12 protein-coding genes, 1 tRNA gene and 1 pseudogene are annotated in these 16,497 nt (G+C 63.0%); all 14 read right to left on the bottom strand.

Features of this window, described 5'->3' with window-relative positions; genetic code table 11:
- Nucleotides 1–147, bottom strand: a pseudogene (locus THIMADRAFT_RS26200) (GTP-binding protein); the annotation flags it as partial.
- Nucleotides 148–169: 22 nt separating this feature from the next.
- Nucleotides 170–2,266 carry an elongation factor G gene (gene fusA, locus THIMADRAFT_RS23735; protein ID WP_007195684.1) on the bottom strand — a complete coding sequence of 699 codons (2,097 nt, stop codon included), beginning with the start codon at nucleotides 2,264–2,266 and terminating at the stop codon, nucleotides 170–172.
- Nucleotides 2,267–2,307: 41 nt separating this feature from the next.
- On the bottom strand, nucleotides 2,308–2,778 hold the full coding sequence (gene rpsG, locus THIMADRAFT_RS23730; protein ID WP_007195683.1) for a 30S ribosomal protein S7: 471 nt from the start codon (nucleotides 2,776–2,778) through the stop codon (nucleotides 2,308–2,310).
- 71 nt (nucleotides 2,779–2,849) lie between these two features.
- Entirely contained in the window at nucleotides 2,850–3,224 is a 375-nt protein-coding gene (rpsL, locus tag THIMADRAFT_RS23725; protein WP_007195682.1) for a 30S ribosomal protein S12, read from the bottom strand.
- Nucleotides 3,225–3,569: 345 nt separating this feature from the next.
- Nucleotides 3,570–7,787, bottom strand: coding sequence for a DNA-directed RNA polymerase subunit beta' (gene rpoC, locus THIMADRAFT_RS23720; protein ID WP_007195681.1), 4,218 nt, complete (start codon nucleotides 7,785–7,787; stop codon nucleotides 3,570–3,572).
- 287 nt (nucleotides 7,788–8,074) lie between these two features.
- The gene (gene rpoB / locus THIMADRAFT_RS23715) at nucleotides 8,075–12,247 is read right to left on the bottom strand and encodes a DNA-directed RNA polymerase subunit beta (protein ID WP_007195680.1); all 4,173 of its coding nucleotides are present in this window, start codon (nucleotides 12,245–12,247) and stop codon (nucleotides 8,075–8,077) included.
- A gap of 241 nt (nucleotides 12,248–12,488) precedes the next feature.
- Nucleotides 12,489–12,866: a 50S ribosomal protein L7/L12 gene (gene rplL / locus THIMADRAFT_RS23710; protein WP_007195679.1), complete on the bottom strand. Its 378-nt coding sequence runs from the start codon at nucleotides 12,864–12,866 to the stop codon at nucleotides 12,489–12,491.
- A gap of 51 nt (nucleotides 12,867–12,917) precedes the next feature.
- The gene (gene rplJ / locus THIMADRAFT_RS23705) at nucleotides 12,918–13,445 is read right to left on the bottom strand and encodes a 50S ribosomal protein L10 (RefSeq protein ID WP_007195678.1); all 528 of its coding nucleotides are present in this window, start codon (nucleotides 13,443–13,445) and stop codon (nucleotides 12,918–12,920) included.
- Nucleotides 13,446–13,728: 283 nt separating this feature from the next.
- Nucleotides 13,729–14,424, bottom strand: a complete 696-nt coding sequence (rplA, locus tag THIMADRAFT_RS23700) for a 50S ribosomal protein L1 (protein ID WP_007195677.1) — start codon at nucleotides 14,422–14,424, stop codon at nucleotides 13,729–13,731.
- A complete protein-coding gene (rplK, locus tag THIMADRAFT_RS23695) occupies nucleotides 14,424–14,858 on the bottom strand; it encodes a 50S ribosomal protein L11 (protein WP_007195676.1) in 435 nt (144 codons plus the stop codon). The genes rplA and rplK overlap by 1 nt, the downstream gene beginning before the upstream one ends.
- 155 nt (nucleotides 14,859–15,013) lie before the next feature.
- The gene (gene nusG, locus THIMADRAFT_RS23690) at nucleotides 15,014–15,547 is read right to left on the bottom strand and encodes a transcription termination/antitermination protein NusG (RefSeq protein WP_007195675.1); all 534 of its coding nucleotides are present in this window, start codon (nucleotides 15,545–15,547) and stop codon (nucleotides 15,014–15,016) included.
- Between the two features lie 2 nt (nucleotides 15,548–15,549).
- Nucleotides 15,550–15,927, bottom strand: a complete 378-nt coding sequence (gene secE, locus THIMADRAFT_RS23685) for a preprotein translocase subunit SecE (RefSeq protein ID WP_007195674.1) — start codon at nucleotides 15,925–15,927, stop codon at nucleotides 15,550–15,552.
- Nucleotides 15,928–15,976: 49 nt separating this feature from the next.
- Nucleotides 15,977–16,052: transfer RNA gene (locus tag THIMADRAFT_RS23680), tRNA-Trp, on the bottom strand.
- A 75-nt stretch (nucleotides 16,053–16,127) separates the two neighbouring features.
- Nucleotides 16,128–16,497, bottom strand: a 370-nt coding sequence (locus tag THIMADRAFT_RS23675; RefSeq protein ID WP_007195673.1) for an EF-Tu C-terminal domain-related protein, incomplete at its 5' end; no start/stop codon positions are given.

The raw sequence follows: 16,497 nt of genomic DNA, 5'->3' as shown, positions 1-16,497 counted from the left end.
TCTGGTCGTAGGCACGCGCCTCACCGCCGAATTGCTTCGCCTGGTAGGTCGTGATCGCCGCCGTCAAGGTCGCTTGCCGTGGTCGACGTGACCGATCGTGCCGACGTTCACGTGTGGCTTGCTGCGCTCGAATTTTGCTTTGGACATCCCACTCTACCCCTGTCGCTCGTTACTGTTTCTTGGAGACCGCTTCGGCAATGCTGGCGGGCACTTCGTTGTACTTACAGAACTCCATGCTGTAGGTCGCCCGCCCTTGGGTGGCCGACCGGAGGTCCGTCGCATAGCCGAACATCTCGGACAAGGGGACCTCTGCACGGATGATCTTCCCGGATGGCGCATCGTCCATCCCCTGGATCATGCCGCGACGACTATTCAGATCGCCCATGACATCGCCCATGTTCTCTTCGGGTGTCACGACCTCGACCTTCATGATGGGCTCGAGCAGAACAGGCTTGGCCTTGGCTGCACCTTCCTTGATTCCCATCGAGCCTGCGATCTTGAACGCCATTTCGCTCGAATCGACCTCGTGGTAGGAGCCGTCGTAGAGCGTGACCTTGATATCCACCATCGGGAAGCCGGCCAGAATACCGTTCTTCATGGCCTCCTGAATGCCTTTGTCGACCGCAGGAATGTATTCCTTCGGGACCGTCCCGCCGACGATGGCGTTGACGAACTCATAACCGACACCCGCCTCTTGCGGCTCGATTCGGAGATAGACATGACCGTATTGGCCACGACCGCCGGACTGACGCGCGAACTTGGTCTCTTGCTCGACCGACTTGCGGATCGTCTCGCGGTAGCTGACCTGCGGCGCACCGACGTTGGCCTCGACCTTGAACTCGCGACGCATCCGATCGACGATGATCTCGAGATGCAGTTCGCCCATCCCCGAGATAATGGTCTGGCCGGACTCCTCGTCGGTGTGGACACGGAAGGACGGATCCTCCTGGGCCAGCTTCGAGAGCGCGACGCCCATCTTCTCCTGGTCGCTCTTCGTTTTGGGCTCCACCGCAACCGAGATGACCGGCTCGGGAAACTCCATGCGCTCGAGCGTGATGACGTTGCCGAGATCGCAGAGGGTGTCGCCGGTCGTGACGTCCTTCAGTCCGACCGCTGCGGCGATGTCGCCGGCATGGACTTCCTTGATCTCCTGGCGCTCGTTGGCGTGCATCTGCAGGATACGACCGATACGCTCTTTCTTGTGCTTGACCGGGTTATAGATGGTATCCCCGGACTTGAGCACGCCCGAATAGGCACGGAAGAAGGTCAGCGTGCCGACAAAGGGGTCCGTCGCGATCTTGAACGCCAGCGCGGCAAACGGCGCGTCGTCGGATGCCGGACGTTCGCCTTCGGACTCGTCCTTGTCGTCCAGAATGCCCTTGATGGCCGGCACGTCGACAGGCGACGGCATGTAGTCGATGACCGCATCCAGCATCGCCTGCACGCCCTTGTTCTTGAAGGCCGAGCCACACATCATGGGGACGACTTCGCTCTTGAGCGTGCGGGCACGCAGACCGGCCATGATCTCGGCCTCGGTCAAGGCTTGCCCTTCGAGATATTTCTCCATCAACTCTTCGTTGGCCTCGGCGGCGGCCTCGACCATGTGCTCGCGCCATTCCTCGCAAAGATCCTGGAGATCTTCGGGGATGTCGCGCAGCTCGTATTCCATGCCGCGGGACGCCTCGTCCCAGTAGACGGCCTTCATCTTGACGAGGTCGACCACGCCCTTGAAGTCTTCTTCCGCACCGATCGGTACCTGGATCGGAACAGCATTGCCGCCGAGGCGGTCCTTGACCTGCTGCACGACGCGAAAGAAGTTCGCGCCCATGCGATCCATCTTGTTCACGAACGCGATCCGCGGCACGCCGTACTTGTCGGCCTGACGCCACACGGTTTCCGACTGGGGCTCGACGCCGCCGACGGCACAAAAGACCGCGCAGGCACCATCGAGCACACGCAGCGACCGCTCGACTTCGATCGTGAAGTCCACGTGTCCGGGCGTGTCGATAATGTTGATCCGATGCTCGGGACGCTCGCGACTCATTCCCTTCCAGAAACAGGTCGTCGCAGCGGAGGTAATGGTGATCCCGCGCTCTTGCTCCTGCTCCATCCAATCCATGGTCGCGGCGCCGTCGTGCACTTCGCCCAACTTGTGCGAGACACCCGTATAGAAGAGAACGCGCTCGGTGGTCGTTGTCTTGCCGGCATCGATATGCGCCATGATGCCGAGATTTCGATACCGCTCGATTGGGGTGCTACGTGCCACGACTGTATCCGCCCTGATTGAATGAAACTCGGTCTACGCTGTTACCAGCGATAGTGCGAGAAGGCCTTGTTTGCTTCGGCCATCCGATGCGTATCTTCTTTCTTCTTGACCGCGGAACCGCGCGAATCCGCGGCGTCCATCAGCTCGCCGGCCAGGCGCAATGCCATGGACTTCTCGGAGCGCTTGCGCGCAGCATCGATAATCCAACGCATCGCCAGCGAGTTGCGTCGAGTGGAGCGCACCTCTACCGGAACCTGATAGGTCGCGCCGCCGACGCGCCGGGACTTGACCTCGACCGCCGGACGCACATTGTCCATCGCCTGCTCGAGGAGCTCGACCGGACGACCGCCTTTCTTCTCGGTAACCTGATCAAGTGCGGTATAGATAATCCGCTCGGCGACGGACTTCTTGCCGTCTTCCATCATCATGTTGATGAACTTGGTCAGGAGCTCGCTTCCGTGCTTCGGATCGGGAAGGATCTGGCGACGGGCGGCAACGCGTCTTCTCGGCATAGTGGTTTAGACTCCGATTTCACTCGATTAGGCTGGCCGGTGCTCGCGGCCGTATGGCTTGTGCGGCCGGATCACTTCTTGGGACGCTTGGCACCGTATTTGGAGCGACCCTGACGCCGCTTCTCGACACCCGAGGTATCCAGCGTGCCGCGAACGGTGTGATAGCGCACACCGGGAAGGTCTTTGACACGCCCGCCGCGAATCAGCACCACCGAGTGCTCTTGGAGGTTGTGCCCTTCGCCGCCAATATACGAGGCGACCTCGTAACCGTTGGTCAACCGAACGCGAGCGACCTTACGCAACGCCGAGTTCGGCTTCTTCGGGGTCGTGGTATAGACCCGCGTGCAGACGCCGCGACGCTGAGGGCACGCCTCGAGGGCTGGTACGGTGCTCTTCGCCACGACACGCTTGCGGGGCTTGCGCACGAGTTGGTTGATCGTTGCCATGCAATCAGTCTCCAGAGGCGCAAGGGCGCCGAAAACACAAGCGTAAAATCACTCTTGCGCAACCGCAGGCCGACTGGATTAAGACGGCGCCGCCGCACATATGCGATCGATCGACTCGGGGACCGGGCGGATGGATGCCCAGACCAAGGAACCAGACCTAGAAAAAAAGAGGCTAGACGGCGAGGAGCCGTCTAGCTGAGACCGAGCAGTATAGGGAGGAGGGCCGCCGGTGTCAACCGACTCGCCACTCTCTCTGCTCAAGAAGCGGGTGCGCGAGGAATCGCGTGAAGCACGACGGCTTCGGAGGCCTCGAAGCAGCACCCCGAGCCGGCGTACTGCGGAAACTCAACCTGCTTCGGAGGTGTTGAGTGCCTTCTTCAATGCCTCTTCGAGCTCCTCGGTTGCCATCTCGACCTTCCCGGAGCCCGAAAGCTCCATCTGACGCTGCCGGCGCCGCTCTTGATGATGCGCAAGCCCTGTTCCGGCCGGGATCAGGCGGCCCACGATCACATTCTCCTTCAGACCGGCAAGCCGATCGGTGGAGCCGCGCACCGCCGCCTCCGTCAGGACGCGGGTCGTCTCCTGGAAGGACGCGGCCGAGATGAACGACTCGGTCGCAAGCGACGCCTTGGTGATGCCGAGCAGCAGAGGCTCATAGAGCGCGGGTTGCTTGCCTTCGGCCATGACCCGCTTGTTCTCGTCCATCAGGACCGCATGCTCGGCCTGCTCGCCGCGCAGCAGACGGGTATCTCCGGCGGAGGTGACCTCGACCTTGCGCAGCATCTGGCGAACGATCACCTCGATATGCTTGTCGTTGATCTTCACGCCCTGCAACCGGTAGACGTCCTGAATCTCCTTCACGAGGTATTCGGCCAAGGCGGTGACGCCCTTCAGACGCAGGATGTCGTGGGAGGCCAGCTCGCCGTCGGCGATGACCTCGCCCCGCTCCACACGCTCGCCCTCGAACACGTTGACGTTGCGCCACTTCGGGATCAGCTCTTCGACCGTCTCGCCGTCGTCCATGGTGATGACGAGGCGCTGTTTACCCTTGGTGTCCTTGCCGAAACCGATCGTCCCGCTGGCCTCGGCGAGCAAGGCCGCCTCTTTCGGCTTGCGGGCCTCGAACAGGTCCGCAACCCGCGGCAGACCGCCGGTGATGTCGCGCGTCTTACTCGACTCCTGCGGAATACGCGCCAGGATGTCGCCGACACCCACGTTCGCCCCGTCCTCGACGCCGACGATGGCGCCCGCGGGCAGGAAGTAACGCGCCGGGAGATCGGTACCCGCGATCTTGAGCTCGGTCCCGTCCTCTCCGAGCAGCTTCACCATGGGGCGCAGGTCTTTGCCCGATGACGGCCGCTGCTTCGGATCGATAACCACGCGCGAGGTCAGACCCGTGACGTCGTCGACCTGGCCCTGCACCGTCACGCCCTCGATAAAGTCCTCGAAGGCGAGCTTTCCGGCCACCTCGGTGACGACCGGATGGGTATGCGGATCCCAGTTGGCCACGACGTCGCCCGGTTTCACGGGGTCGCCGTCGGCCGCGCGCAGACTGGCGCCGTAGGGCACCTTGTAGCGTTCCTTCTCGAGGCCGCGATCGTCGACGACGGTGAGCTCACCGGAGCGCGAGACGGCGACCAGGTTCTTGCCCGAGTGATGCTCGACCACCTTGATGTTGTGCAGACGCACCGAACCGGCGTTCTTGATGTCGATGCTGTTGACCGCTGCGGCCCGCGATGCCGCGCCACCGATGTGGAAGGTGCGCATGGTCAGCTGCGTGCCGGGCTCGCCGATCGACTGAGCGGCGATGACACCCACCGCCTCGCCGAGGTTCACGCGATGCCCGCGCGCCAGATCGCGTCCGTAGCATTGGGCGCAGACACCGAGCCGCGACTCGCAGGTGATCGGCGAGCGCACGCGGACCTGATCGATACCGATGGCCTCGAAGCGCTCCACCCACGACTCGTCGAGCAGGGTGCCCGCTTCGCAGACCAGCTCCTCGGTTCCGGGGCGGTAGACATCCACGGCAGCCACGCGCCCGAGGATGCGCTCGCGCAAGGGCTCGACCACGTCGCCGCCTTCGATGATGGGCGTCATGATCAGCCCGCCCTCGGTGCCGCAGTCTTCCTCGAGCACCACCATGTCCTGCGCCACGTCGACCAAGCGCCGAGTCAGGTAACCCGAGTTGGCGGTCTTCAACGCCGTATCGGCCAGACCCTTGCGCGCACCGTGCGTGGAGATGAAGTACTGGATAACGTTCAGACCCTCGCGGAAGTTCGCGGTGATCGGCGTCTCGATGATGGAGCCGTCCGGCTTGGCCATAAGGCCGCGCATGCCGGCGAGCTGCCGGATCTGTGCCGCCGAGCCGCGAGCGCCGGAGTCTGCCATCATGTAGATGGAATTAAAGGAGTCCTGCGTCACCTCGTTGCCTTCGCGATCGATGACGCTGTCCTTTCCGAGCTTGCTCATCATGGACTTGGCGACGCGATCGTTGGTGTGCGACCAGATGTCGACGACCTTGTTGTAGCGCTCGCCGTTGGTCACGAGACCGGACGCATATTGGTCCTGGATCTCCTTGACCTCCTTCTCCGCGGCCGCGAGGATCCCCGCCTTCTCTTCCGGGACGGCCATGTCTTCGAGACCGATCGAGACGCCGGAGCGGGTCGCCATGCGGAAGCCCATGTACATGACCTGGTCGGCAAAGACCACGGTCTCCTTCAGACCGAGCTGGCGATAACAGATATTGATCAAGCGCGAGATCTGTTTCTTGCCGAGCGCACGGTCGACCAGTTCGTAGGGCAGGCCGTCGGGCACGATTGCGAACACCAGGGCACGACCCAGGGTGGTCTCCCGGATCGCCGTGTTCTCGTGCATCGAGCCGTCCTTGTGCTTGATCACCTCGCGGATGCGCACCTTGCAGCGCGCGTGTAGATCCGCCTGGCCGGTCTCGTAGGCCCGCCGAGCCTCGTCGATGTCGGAGAAGACGCTGCCCTCGCCCTTGGCGTTGACGCGCTCGCGGGTCATGTAATAGAGCCCGAGCACCACGTCCTGCGAGGGTACGATGATCGGCTCGCCGTTGGCCGGAGACAGGATGTTGTTGGAGGCCATCATGAGCGCACGCGCTTCGAGCTGCGCCTCGAGCGACAGCGGCACGTGCACGGCCATCTGGTCACCGTCGAAGTCCGCATTGAAGGCGGTACAGACCAGCGGGTGAAGCTGGATGGCCTTCCCCTCGATCAGGACCGGCTCGAAGGCCTGAATGCCGAGTCGATGCAGTGTCGGTGCGCGGTTGAGCATCACCGGATGCTCGCGGATGACCTCGTCGAGGATGTCCCACACCTCCGGCGTTCCGCGCTCGACCATCTTCTTGGCGGCCTTGATGGTCGCCGCCAGGCCGCGCAACTGCAGCTTGCTGAAGATGAAGGGCTTGAAGAGCTCCAGGGCCATGCGCTTGGGCAGACCGCATTGGTGCAGCATCAAGGTCGGGCCGACCACGATGACCGAGCGTCCCGAGTAGTCGACACGCTTGCCGAGCAGGTTCTGACGGAACCGCCCCTGCTTACCCTTGATCATGTCGGCCAGGGATTTGAGCGGACGCTTGTTGGTGCCCGTGATCGCGCGCCCACGCCGCCCGTTGTCGAGCAGCGCATCGACCGACTCCTGCAGCATGCGCTTCTCGTTGCGCACGATGATGTCGGGCGCGACCAGGTCGAGCAAACGCTTGAGACGGTTGTTGCGGTTGATGACACGACGATAGAGGTCGTTCAGATCCGAGGTCGCGAAACGACCGCCGTCCAGCGGCACCAGGGGACGCAGCTCGGGCGGCAGGACCGGCAGAACCGTGAGGATCATCCACTCCGGACGATTGCCCGAGGCCATCAGCGATTCCATGAGCTTCAGGCGCTTGGAGAGCTTCTTGATCTTGGTCTCGGAGTTGGTGGTCTCGATCTCCTCGCGCATGCGCCGGACCTCGTCCTCCATCTTGATGGTGCGCAGCAGCTCGTAGACCGCTTCGGCGCCCATGCGCGCGTCGAACTCGTCGCCGTTCGCCTCCAAGGCTTCCAGGTACTGCTCGTCGTTGAGCAGCTGGCCGCGCTCGAGATCGACCACGAGGCCCGGATCCACCACCACGAAGGACTCGAAATAGAGGATGCGCTCGATGTCGCGCAGCGTCATATCGAGCAGCAGGCCGATGCGCGACGGCAGGGATTTCAAGAACCAGATGTGCGCGACCGGACTCGCCAGATCGATATGGCCCATGCGCTCGCGCCGGACCTTGGCCAGCGTGACCTCCACGCCGCACTTCTCGCAGACGACACCGCGGTGCTTCAAGCGCTTGTACTTGCCGCAGATGCACTCGTAGTCCGTGATCGGTCCGAAGATCTTGGCACAGAACAGCCCGTCGCGTTCGGGCTTGAAGGTCCGGTAGTTGATTGTCTCCGGCTTCTTGACCTCGCCGTAGGACCAGGAACGGATCATCTCGGGAGAGGCGAGTCCGATCTTGATCGCGTCGAATTCCAGTGCCTGACCCTGCTGCTTGATGATTTTAAGTAGATCTTTCAAGATCTTATCTCCTGCCTACAATGACGATGATCAGCGATCGGCCGACCGCCGAGGATCCGCTCGAAAACGGAGCCAGGCGCTCGAGGCCAAGGGCTAAAAACTGAACCGCGTCCGGTACGACATGCAAGATCGTCGTCGTGACTCGGGCTCGAGAGTCTCCACAAACGACGCAGTCGACGCGGTTCAGAACAATAAAACAAAGCTCCTGAACCGCGTCGCGCCGACGCGCGTTGATTGCGATTCGGCCGCGCCGGGGCTCAATCCTCGCAAACCCCTCCGGACGCGGTTCAGTCCTGCTGGAGCTCGACGTTGATCGCCAGCGACCGAATCTCCTTCACCAACACGTTGAACGACTCGGGCATACCCGCCTCCATCCGATGGTCGCCGTCCACGATGTTCTTGTACATCTTGGTGCGGCCGTTCACATCGTCGGACTTCACCGTGAGCATCTCCTGCAGGGTGTAGGCCGCGCCGTAAGCCTCCAGCGCCCAGACCTCCATCTCGCCGAAACGCTGCCCGCCGAACTGCGCCTTGCCGCCCAACGGCTGCTGGGTGACCAGGCTGTAAGGGCCGGTGGAACGCGCGTGCATCTTGTCGTCGACCAAGTGGTTCAGCTTGATGATGTACATATAGCCGACGGTGACAGGACGCTCGAAGGGATCGCCGGTGCGCCCGTCGTAGAGCTGGGTCTGGCCGCTCGGGATCCCCTGCTCCGAGTTGTCGCGATCGGCGAGCTTGAGCAACGCCCGGATCTCCTCCTCGGTCGCGCCGTCGAACACCGGTGTCGCCAGCGGGACGCCCCGCGTGAGGTGACGCGCCAGCTCGAGGATCTCCTCGTCGGTGAAGCTATCGAGATCCTCGCGCTTGCCGCTGGTGTTGTAGACCTTCTCGAGGAAGGCGCGCAGCTCGGCGACCGCCGTGTGCGCCCGGAGCATCTTCTCGATCTTCACGCCGAGCCCGTTGGCCGCCCAGCCCAGATGGGTCTCGAGCACCTGCCCGACGTTCATGCGCGAGGGCACGCCGAGCGGGTTCAGGACGATGTCGACCGGCTCGCCGTCCGCCGAGAAGGGCATGTCCTCGACCGGCACCACCTTGGAGATGACGCCCTTGTTGCCGTGGCGCCCGGCCATCTTGTCGCCGGGCTGGACGCGCCGCTTCACGGCCACGTACACCTTAACCATCTTGAGCACGCCCGGCGCCAGATCGTCGCCGCTCGAGATCTTGCGCTTCTTGACCTCGTAGCGATCACGGAATTCCTCCCGCTGCTGCTTGATCTGCGCCGCGACGGCTTCGAGCTGGGTCGCGATCTCCTCGCCACGCATCCGGATCTCGAGCCACTGATCGCGCGAGCCGTTGGATGCAAGCTCCTGCAGATACGCCTTGGTGATTTTTGCCCCGGGGGCCAGATTGCGCGGACCCCCGTCGGCGACCTTGCCCACCAGCAGTCGCTCAACGCGCTGGAAGGTGTCGTTTTCCATGATGCGCTGTTGGTCCGCAAAGTCCTTGCGCACACGGTCGAGCTCCATCTCTTCGATCTGGAGGGCACGCTTGTCCTTGTCGACCCCGTCGCGGGTGAAGACCTGCACGTCGACGACGGTGCCGCTCATCCCGGAGGGCAGGCGCAGCGAGGTGTCCTTCACGTCGGACGCCTTCTCGCCGAAGATCGCACGCAGCAGCTTCTCCTCGGGCGTCAACTGGGTCTCGCCCTTGGGCGTGACCTTGCCGACCAGAATGTCGCCGTCGCGCACCTCCGCACCGACATAGACGATACCCGACTCGTCGAGCTTGGCCAGCGCCGACTCGCCGACGTTGGGGATATCGCTGGTGATCTCTTCCGGCCCCAACTTGGTGTCGCGCGCCAGACAGGCGAGCTCCTCGATATGGATGCTGGTGAAGCGATCTTCCTGCACCAGACGCTCGGAGAGCAGGATCGAGTCCTCGAAGTTGTAGCCGTTCCAGGGCATGAAGGCGACCCGCAGGTTCTGCCCGAGGGCCAGCTCGCCCATGTCCGTGGAAGGCCCGTCGGCAAGCACGTCGTCCACCGCGACGACATCGCCCGGCTTGACCAGCGGACGCTGGTTGATACAGGTGTTCTGATTGGACCGCGTGTACTTGGTGAGGTTGTAGATGTCCACGCCGGGGACGCCGGGGACGGCCTCCTCGTCGTTGACCCGCACCACGATGCGCGCGGCATCGACCGACTCGATGGCACCGCCGCGACGCGCCACGACGCAGACACCCGAATCCTTGGCCACCACGCGCTCCATGCCGGTGCCGATCAGCGGCTTCTCGGCACGCAGGGTCGGGACCGCCTGACGCTGCATGTTCGAGCCCATCAATGCGCGGTTGGCGTCGTCGTGCTCGAGGAAGGGGATCAGGGACGCCGCCACCGAGACGATCTGACGCGGCGAGACGTCCATGAACTGGACCTCCTCGGGCGCACGCATCGTGAACTCGTTGGCATGCCGGCAGGACACCAGGGCATCGGTCAGATGACCATCGTCGTCGAGCGTGGCGTTGGCCTGTGCGATCACGAAGTTGCCTTCCTCGATCGCGGACAGGTACTGAATGTCCATGGTCACCCGGCCGCCTTCCACCTTCCGATAGGGGGTTTCCAGGAAGCCATAGGAGTTGGTCCGTGCATAGACGGCCAAGGAGTTGATCAGACCGATGTTCGGGCCTTCAGGGGTCTCGATCGGGCAGACGCGACCGTAATGCGTCGGGTGCACGTCGCGCACCTCGAACCCGGCGCGCTCGCGGGCTAGACCGCCCGGGCCGAGTGCGGAGACACGTCGCTTGTGGGTGACTTCGGACAGCGGGTTGTTCTGGTCCATGAACTGCGAGAGCTGGCTGGAGCCGAAGAACTCCTTGATCGCGGCCGAGACCGGCTTGGCGTTGATCAGCTCCTGCGGCATGAGGCCCTCGGACTCGGCCAGCGACAGGCGCTCCTTGACCGCGCGCTCCACCCGCACCAGACCCACACGGAATTGGTTCTCGGCCATCTCGCCGACACAGCGAATGCGCCGATTGCCCAGGTGGTCGATATCGTCGACGCTGCCGCGACCGTTGCGCAGCTCCACCAGCACCTTCAGTGCATCGATGATGTCTGAGGTCTCGCCATGCTCCTGATGGAGCCGCTTGGAGAGCTCGTCGTTGCGGCCGCTGAAATAGCGCCCGTCGTAGATCACGCCGGGACCTTCCTCGGACACCCGCCCGAGACGGCGATTGAACTTCATCCGCCCCACGGCGGAGAGATCGTAGCGATCCGGGGTAAAGAAGAGGTTGTGGAACAGGTTCTGGGCCGCTTCCTTGGTCGGCGGCTCGCCCGGTCGCATCATGCGATAGATCTCGACCTGCGCCTCCAGATCGTTGGTGCTCGGATCGATGCGCAGGGTCTCGGAGATGTAGGGCCCGTGATCCAGGTCGTTGACGAAGAGCGTCTCGAGCGTTTCGATCCCCTTCTCGAAGATGGTTTCGAGCAGCTCGGGTGTGATCTCGGCATTCGCATCGGCAATCAGCTCGCCGGTCTCGGTGTCGATCTGGGGATGGGCCAAGACACGACCGACGAGGAAGTCGGCGGGGACGTCGAGGCGTTCGACGCCGGCCTTCTGAAGCTCGCGGATGTGCCGCGCGGTGACACGACGCCCGGACTCCACCAACAGCTCGTCGCCGAGCATGACGTCGAACCCGACGGTCTCGCCGCGGAGGCGTTCCGGGACGAGATCAAGCGTCACGGAGCGGTCCCGAATCCGGAAGGTATCGGTCTCGAAGAAGCGCTCGAGGATATCCTCGACGCCGTAGCCCAACGCGCGCAGCAGGATGGTGGCCGGCAGCTTGCGGCGACGGTCGATGCGCACGAAGACGTTGTCTTTGGGATCGAACTCGAAATCGAGCCAGGATCCACGGTACGGGATCACCCGCGCAGAGAAGAGCAGCTTGCCCGAGGAGTGGGTCTTGCCCTTATCGTGATCGAAGAAGACACCGGGTGAACGGTGCAGCTGCGAGACGATCACGCGCTCGGTACCGTTGATGATGAAGGTGCCGGTGCCCGTCATGAGCGGCAACTCGCCCATGTAGACCTCTTGCTCGCGTACGTCCTTGATGACCTTCGAGCCGGCAGGTGCGTCGCGATCGTAGATCACCAGGCGCAACAGGACGCGCAGCGGTGCGGCGAAGGTCGCACCGCGCAGATGACACTCGCGCTCGTCGAACACCGGCTCGCCGAGCCTATATTTCACGTATTCGAGAACGGCGTTGCCCGAGTAGCTCTCGATCGGAAAGACGGTCTTGAAGGCCGCATGCAGACCGACGTCGCGGCGGTCCCCGATCGGCCGATCGGCCTGAAGGAACTCGCGATAGGAATCGATCTGCGTCGCCAACAGGAAAGGCACGTCCAGGATGCTCGGACGCTTGCCGAAGTCTTTACGAATGCGCTTTTTTTCGGTGAACGAATAGGCCATGATGCCTTTCCCTCGAAATACGTGCTTGTGTCCAGGACGGGGGTCGACGCCGCAACGGATCGCGGACGTCGGGGTCGGACCTCTGCGGTCAGGTCCTTATCGACAACGACGCCCCGTTACCGGGGCGACCGGCAAGCCGGTATCGTCGACACGGGTCGTCAAAACCCAACGGCGAAAGGCCGGCGGCTACTCGCCGCCAGCCCGAAGGTCCCACCGAAGGCAAGTTCGACGCAATGCGCCGTTACTTCACTTCGACCGTGGCACCAGCCTCTTCGAGGAGCTTCTTGGCCTCTTCGGCCTCGCCCTTGGAAACGGCTTCCTTCAAGGTCGTCGGCGCGCCTTCGACGGCGTCCTTCGCTTCCTTCAGACCGAGGCCGGTCAGGGACCGCACGGCCTTGATGACCGCGACCTTATTGGCACCGAACGACGCCAGGATGACGTCGAACTCGGTCTGCTCTTCGGCAGGCGCGGCTTCAACGCCGGCACCTGCAGCCGGGGCAGCCACGGCGGCAGCCGCGGTCACGCCGAATTTCTCTTCCATCGCGCTGATGAGGTCGACGACCTCCAACACGGTCATGTTGCCGATTGCTTCAAGGATCTCGTCTTTGGAGACGGCCATGGTGAGCTCCTGAGATATCTCTAAAATGGAATTGCTGGTGAACGCGGCCGCCTAAGCGGCCTCTTTCGCGTCGCGAATCGCGGCGATGGTGCGGACCAATTTGCCCGGCACCTCGTTGATCGTCGCTGCAAGCTTCTGCACGGGCGCCTTCATCACGGCCATGAGCAAGCTGATCGCCTGATCGCGGGTCGGCATCTTGGCGAGATTGCCGAGCTCCGAGGGATCAAGCAGCTTGCCTCCGAGGGCGACCAGACGCACCTCGACCTTGTTGTGGTCCTTTGCAAAGGCTTCCATGACGCGCGCGGCCGAACCGGGATCTTCCTGCGAGAAGGCGAGAACCAACGGGCCTTTCAGCCCCTCGCTCATGCACGCAAAATCCGTATCCTGCAACGCACGTCGGGCCAAGGTGTTCTTGACCACGCGGACATAGACGCCGGCCTTGCGTGCTTCCACGCGAAGCCGTGTCATCTGTTCCACGGTCAAGCCCCGATACTCGGCCCCGACGGCCGAATGGGCACCTTTGGCGACTTCCGCGACCTCGGCGACGATGATTTCTTTTTGCGCAAAACTGAGCGCCATGTTCGTCACCTCTTGTCGGTAAACCCGGCCTGAGCCGGAGCCGTCGAGGACGCGCATCCAGCGCGCACTCTCGGGCGATCATGTGCACCTTCACCAGCAAAACGACTGATTCGGGAGCACCGTCTGCGCAGGCAGGCAAGCCATTAAGTCCACAGCGCCGAATCCTTATCGGGCGGAAGACACCTGCGGTCTTTGACGGTCCCCGGCATCGGCCGGGGCCCCAAAGAAGACCTCGAGTCGCGGGTACAAGCCCCGCGCCATCAAACATCGCTCCGGAAGCGACTTAGAAACTGAGCCCCGCGTGATCGACGGTCAGGCCCGGACCCATCGTCGTCGAGACCGTGACCTTGCGCATATAGACGCCTTTGGAGCTGCTCGGCTTGGATCTCATCAGATTCGCCAGCAGGGCTTCGAGATTCTCCCGCAGTTTCACGGGCTCGAAATCGGCCTTGCCGAGCGGGCAATGGATGATGCCGGCCTTGTCCGTGCGGTAGCGCACCTGCCCGGCCTTCGCGTTGCGAACCGCCTCGGCGACATCGGGCGTCACGGTGCCGACCTTCGGGTTCGGCATCAACCCGCGGGGGCCGAGAATCTTGCCGAGCTGTCCGACCAGACGCATCGCATCCGGTGAGGCGATCACGACGTCGAAATCGAGCTTGCCGGCCTTGATGTCCTCGGCGAGATCATCGAAACCCACGCGATCGGCACCGGCCTCGGTCGCCGCATCCGCGGACGCACCCTGGGCAAACACGGCCACCCGGACGGTCTTGCCGATGCCGTGCGGCAGAACGGTCGAGCCGCGCACGACCTGATCGGATTTACGCGGGTCGACTCCGAGATTCACGGCGACGTCGACGCTTTCCGAGAATTTGATCCGGGACAGCTCTTTGAGGAGCGAGAACGCCTCTTCCGCCGGATAGAGCCTGCCGCGCTCGACGCGCTCTTGGATTGCGCGCATGCGCTTGGATAGACGTGCCATCAGTTCACCCCCTCGACATCGAGCCCCATCGCACGGGCACTGCCCGCGATGGTGCGAACAGCCGCATCCATATCCGCAGCGGTCAGATCGGGCATCTTCGCGGTGGCGACCTGCTCGAGCTGCTCGCGCGTCACCACACCGATCTTGTTGGTGTTCGGATTCGGGCTGCCCTTCTGGATTCCCATCACCTTTTTAAGCAGGATGGAAGCCGGCGGAGTCTTGGTGATGAAGGTAAAGCTGCGGTCGGAATAAACCGTGATCACGACCGGGATCGGCATCCCCTTCTCGAGCTCCTGCGTACGCGCATTGAACGTTTTGCAGAACTCCATGATATTGACGCCGTGCTGACCAAGCGCAGGACCCACGGGCGGACTGGGAGTCGCCTCGCCGGCCTTGACCTGCAGCTTGATATAGGCGTTGATCTTTTTCGCCATGGTTTCTCTCCAGTGGGGTGCTGACGCCGCAGATCGAGTCTCGGCTCCCCCGACAAAGGTCCCTCACGGGGACTCGGTATCGTCGCCGCACGAACGGCGACGGCAGTAAACGGGGCTTGGCGTCAAGACACCCGCGATGGTCCGCAGCTCGCGGCTCAGGCCTTCTCGACCTGCGCGAACTCGAGATCGACAGGGGTCGAGCGCCCGAAAATAAGGACCGAAACCTTCACGCGGCTCTTGTCGTAATCCACGTCCTCGACGACGCCGTTGAAGTCCGTAAAGGGGCCATCGACGACACGGACGACCTCGCCCGGCTCGTACAGCACCTTCGGTCTCGGTTTTTCGCCGCCTTCCTGCAGACGCACGAGGATGGCATCGGCCTGGGAGTCCGGGATCGGCGCCGGACGATCCCCGGTACCGCCGATAAAGCCCATGACCTTCGGGACACTCTTGACGAGGTGCCAGGTCTCGTCGGTCATCTCCATCTGTACCAGGACATAACCGGGAAAGAATTTACGCTCGCTCTTGCGTTGCTGGCCGGCACGCATCTCGACCACTTCCTCGGTCGGCACGAGGATCAAGCCGAACAGATCCTCCAGCCCGGCGCGCTTGACGCGATCTTCGAGCGAGCGCTTGACCTGCCCCTCGAATCCCGAGTAGGCATGAATGACATACCATCGCTTGGACATGCTCAGCCCCCCTGACCGGTCAGGAACCTGAGAATCGCCATCAGCATCATGTCGAAGAGCCAGAGGATGACGCCCACGATCAGCACCATCACGATGACAATCAACGTCGTCTGCAGGGTCTCTTGACGCGAGGGCCAGACGACCTTCCGAACCTCCATGCGTGCGTCGGACACGAACTGCCACAAGGCCCGACCGCGCTCGGTCTGTAACGCGACCGCCGCGGCACCACCGCTGATCAGCAACAGTCCGATCACGCGAAGCAGAACCGAAAAGCCCTCGAAAAAATAGAAGGCGAAGATGCCGCCAACCAGCAACAACGCGGCGATTGCCAGCTTGGCGGTGTCCAAGCCGGCCCCTCGGGCCTCTGCACGTGAATTCATGAGATCGGGTGTCGCCTGAGCGATAAATTAAACGGAGCGATGGGTTGTATGGCAGGCCAGGAGGGACTCGAACCCCCAACCTGCGGTTTTGGAGACCGCTGCTCTGCCAATTGAGCTACTGGCCTAAGACAATCAGGACCGATCGCGGAATCCGGCGGGCAGGCCCATCAGCACTGCCCTGCGAACCGCGACGACCCGTATTACTCGATGATCTTCGCGACGACGCCGGCACCGACGGTGCGGCCGCCTTCGCGCACTGCAAAGCGCAACCCTTCTTCCATGGCGATCGGCGCAATCAGCTTGATCGTCATCTTTACGTTGTCCCCGGGCATCACCATCTCGATGCCCTCGGGCAGCTCGCAGGCGCCGGTCACGTCGGTGGTGCGGAAGTAGAACTGCGGACGGTAGCCGTTGAAGAACGGGGTGTGACGTCCGCCCTCTTCCTTGCTCAGCACGTACACCTCGGCTTCGAAATGGGTGTGCGGGTTGATCGACTTGGGCTTGGCCAACACCTGGCCGCGCTCCACGTCTTCACGCTTGGTGCCGCGCAGCAGCACGCCGACGTTGTCG

Origin of the sequence: Thiocapsa marina 5811 (assembly GCF_000223985.1) — a bacterium.
In the GTDB taxonomy this organism is placed as follows: domain Bacteria; phylum Pseudomonadota; class Gammaproteobacteria; order Chromatiales; family Chromatiaceae; genus Thiocapsa; species Thiocapsa marina.
The sequence above is the reverse complement of the archived record's forward strand: the minus strand, read 5'-3'. Positions and strand labels throughout refer to the sequence as shown.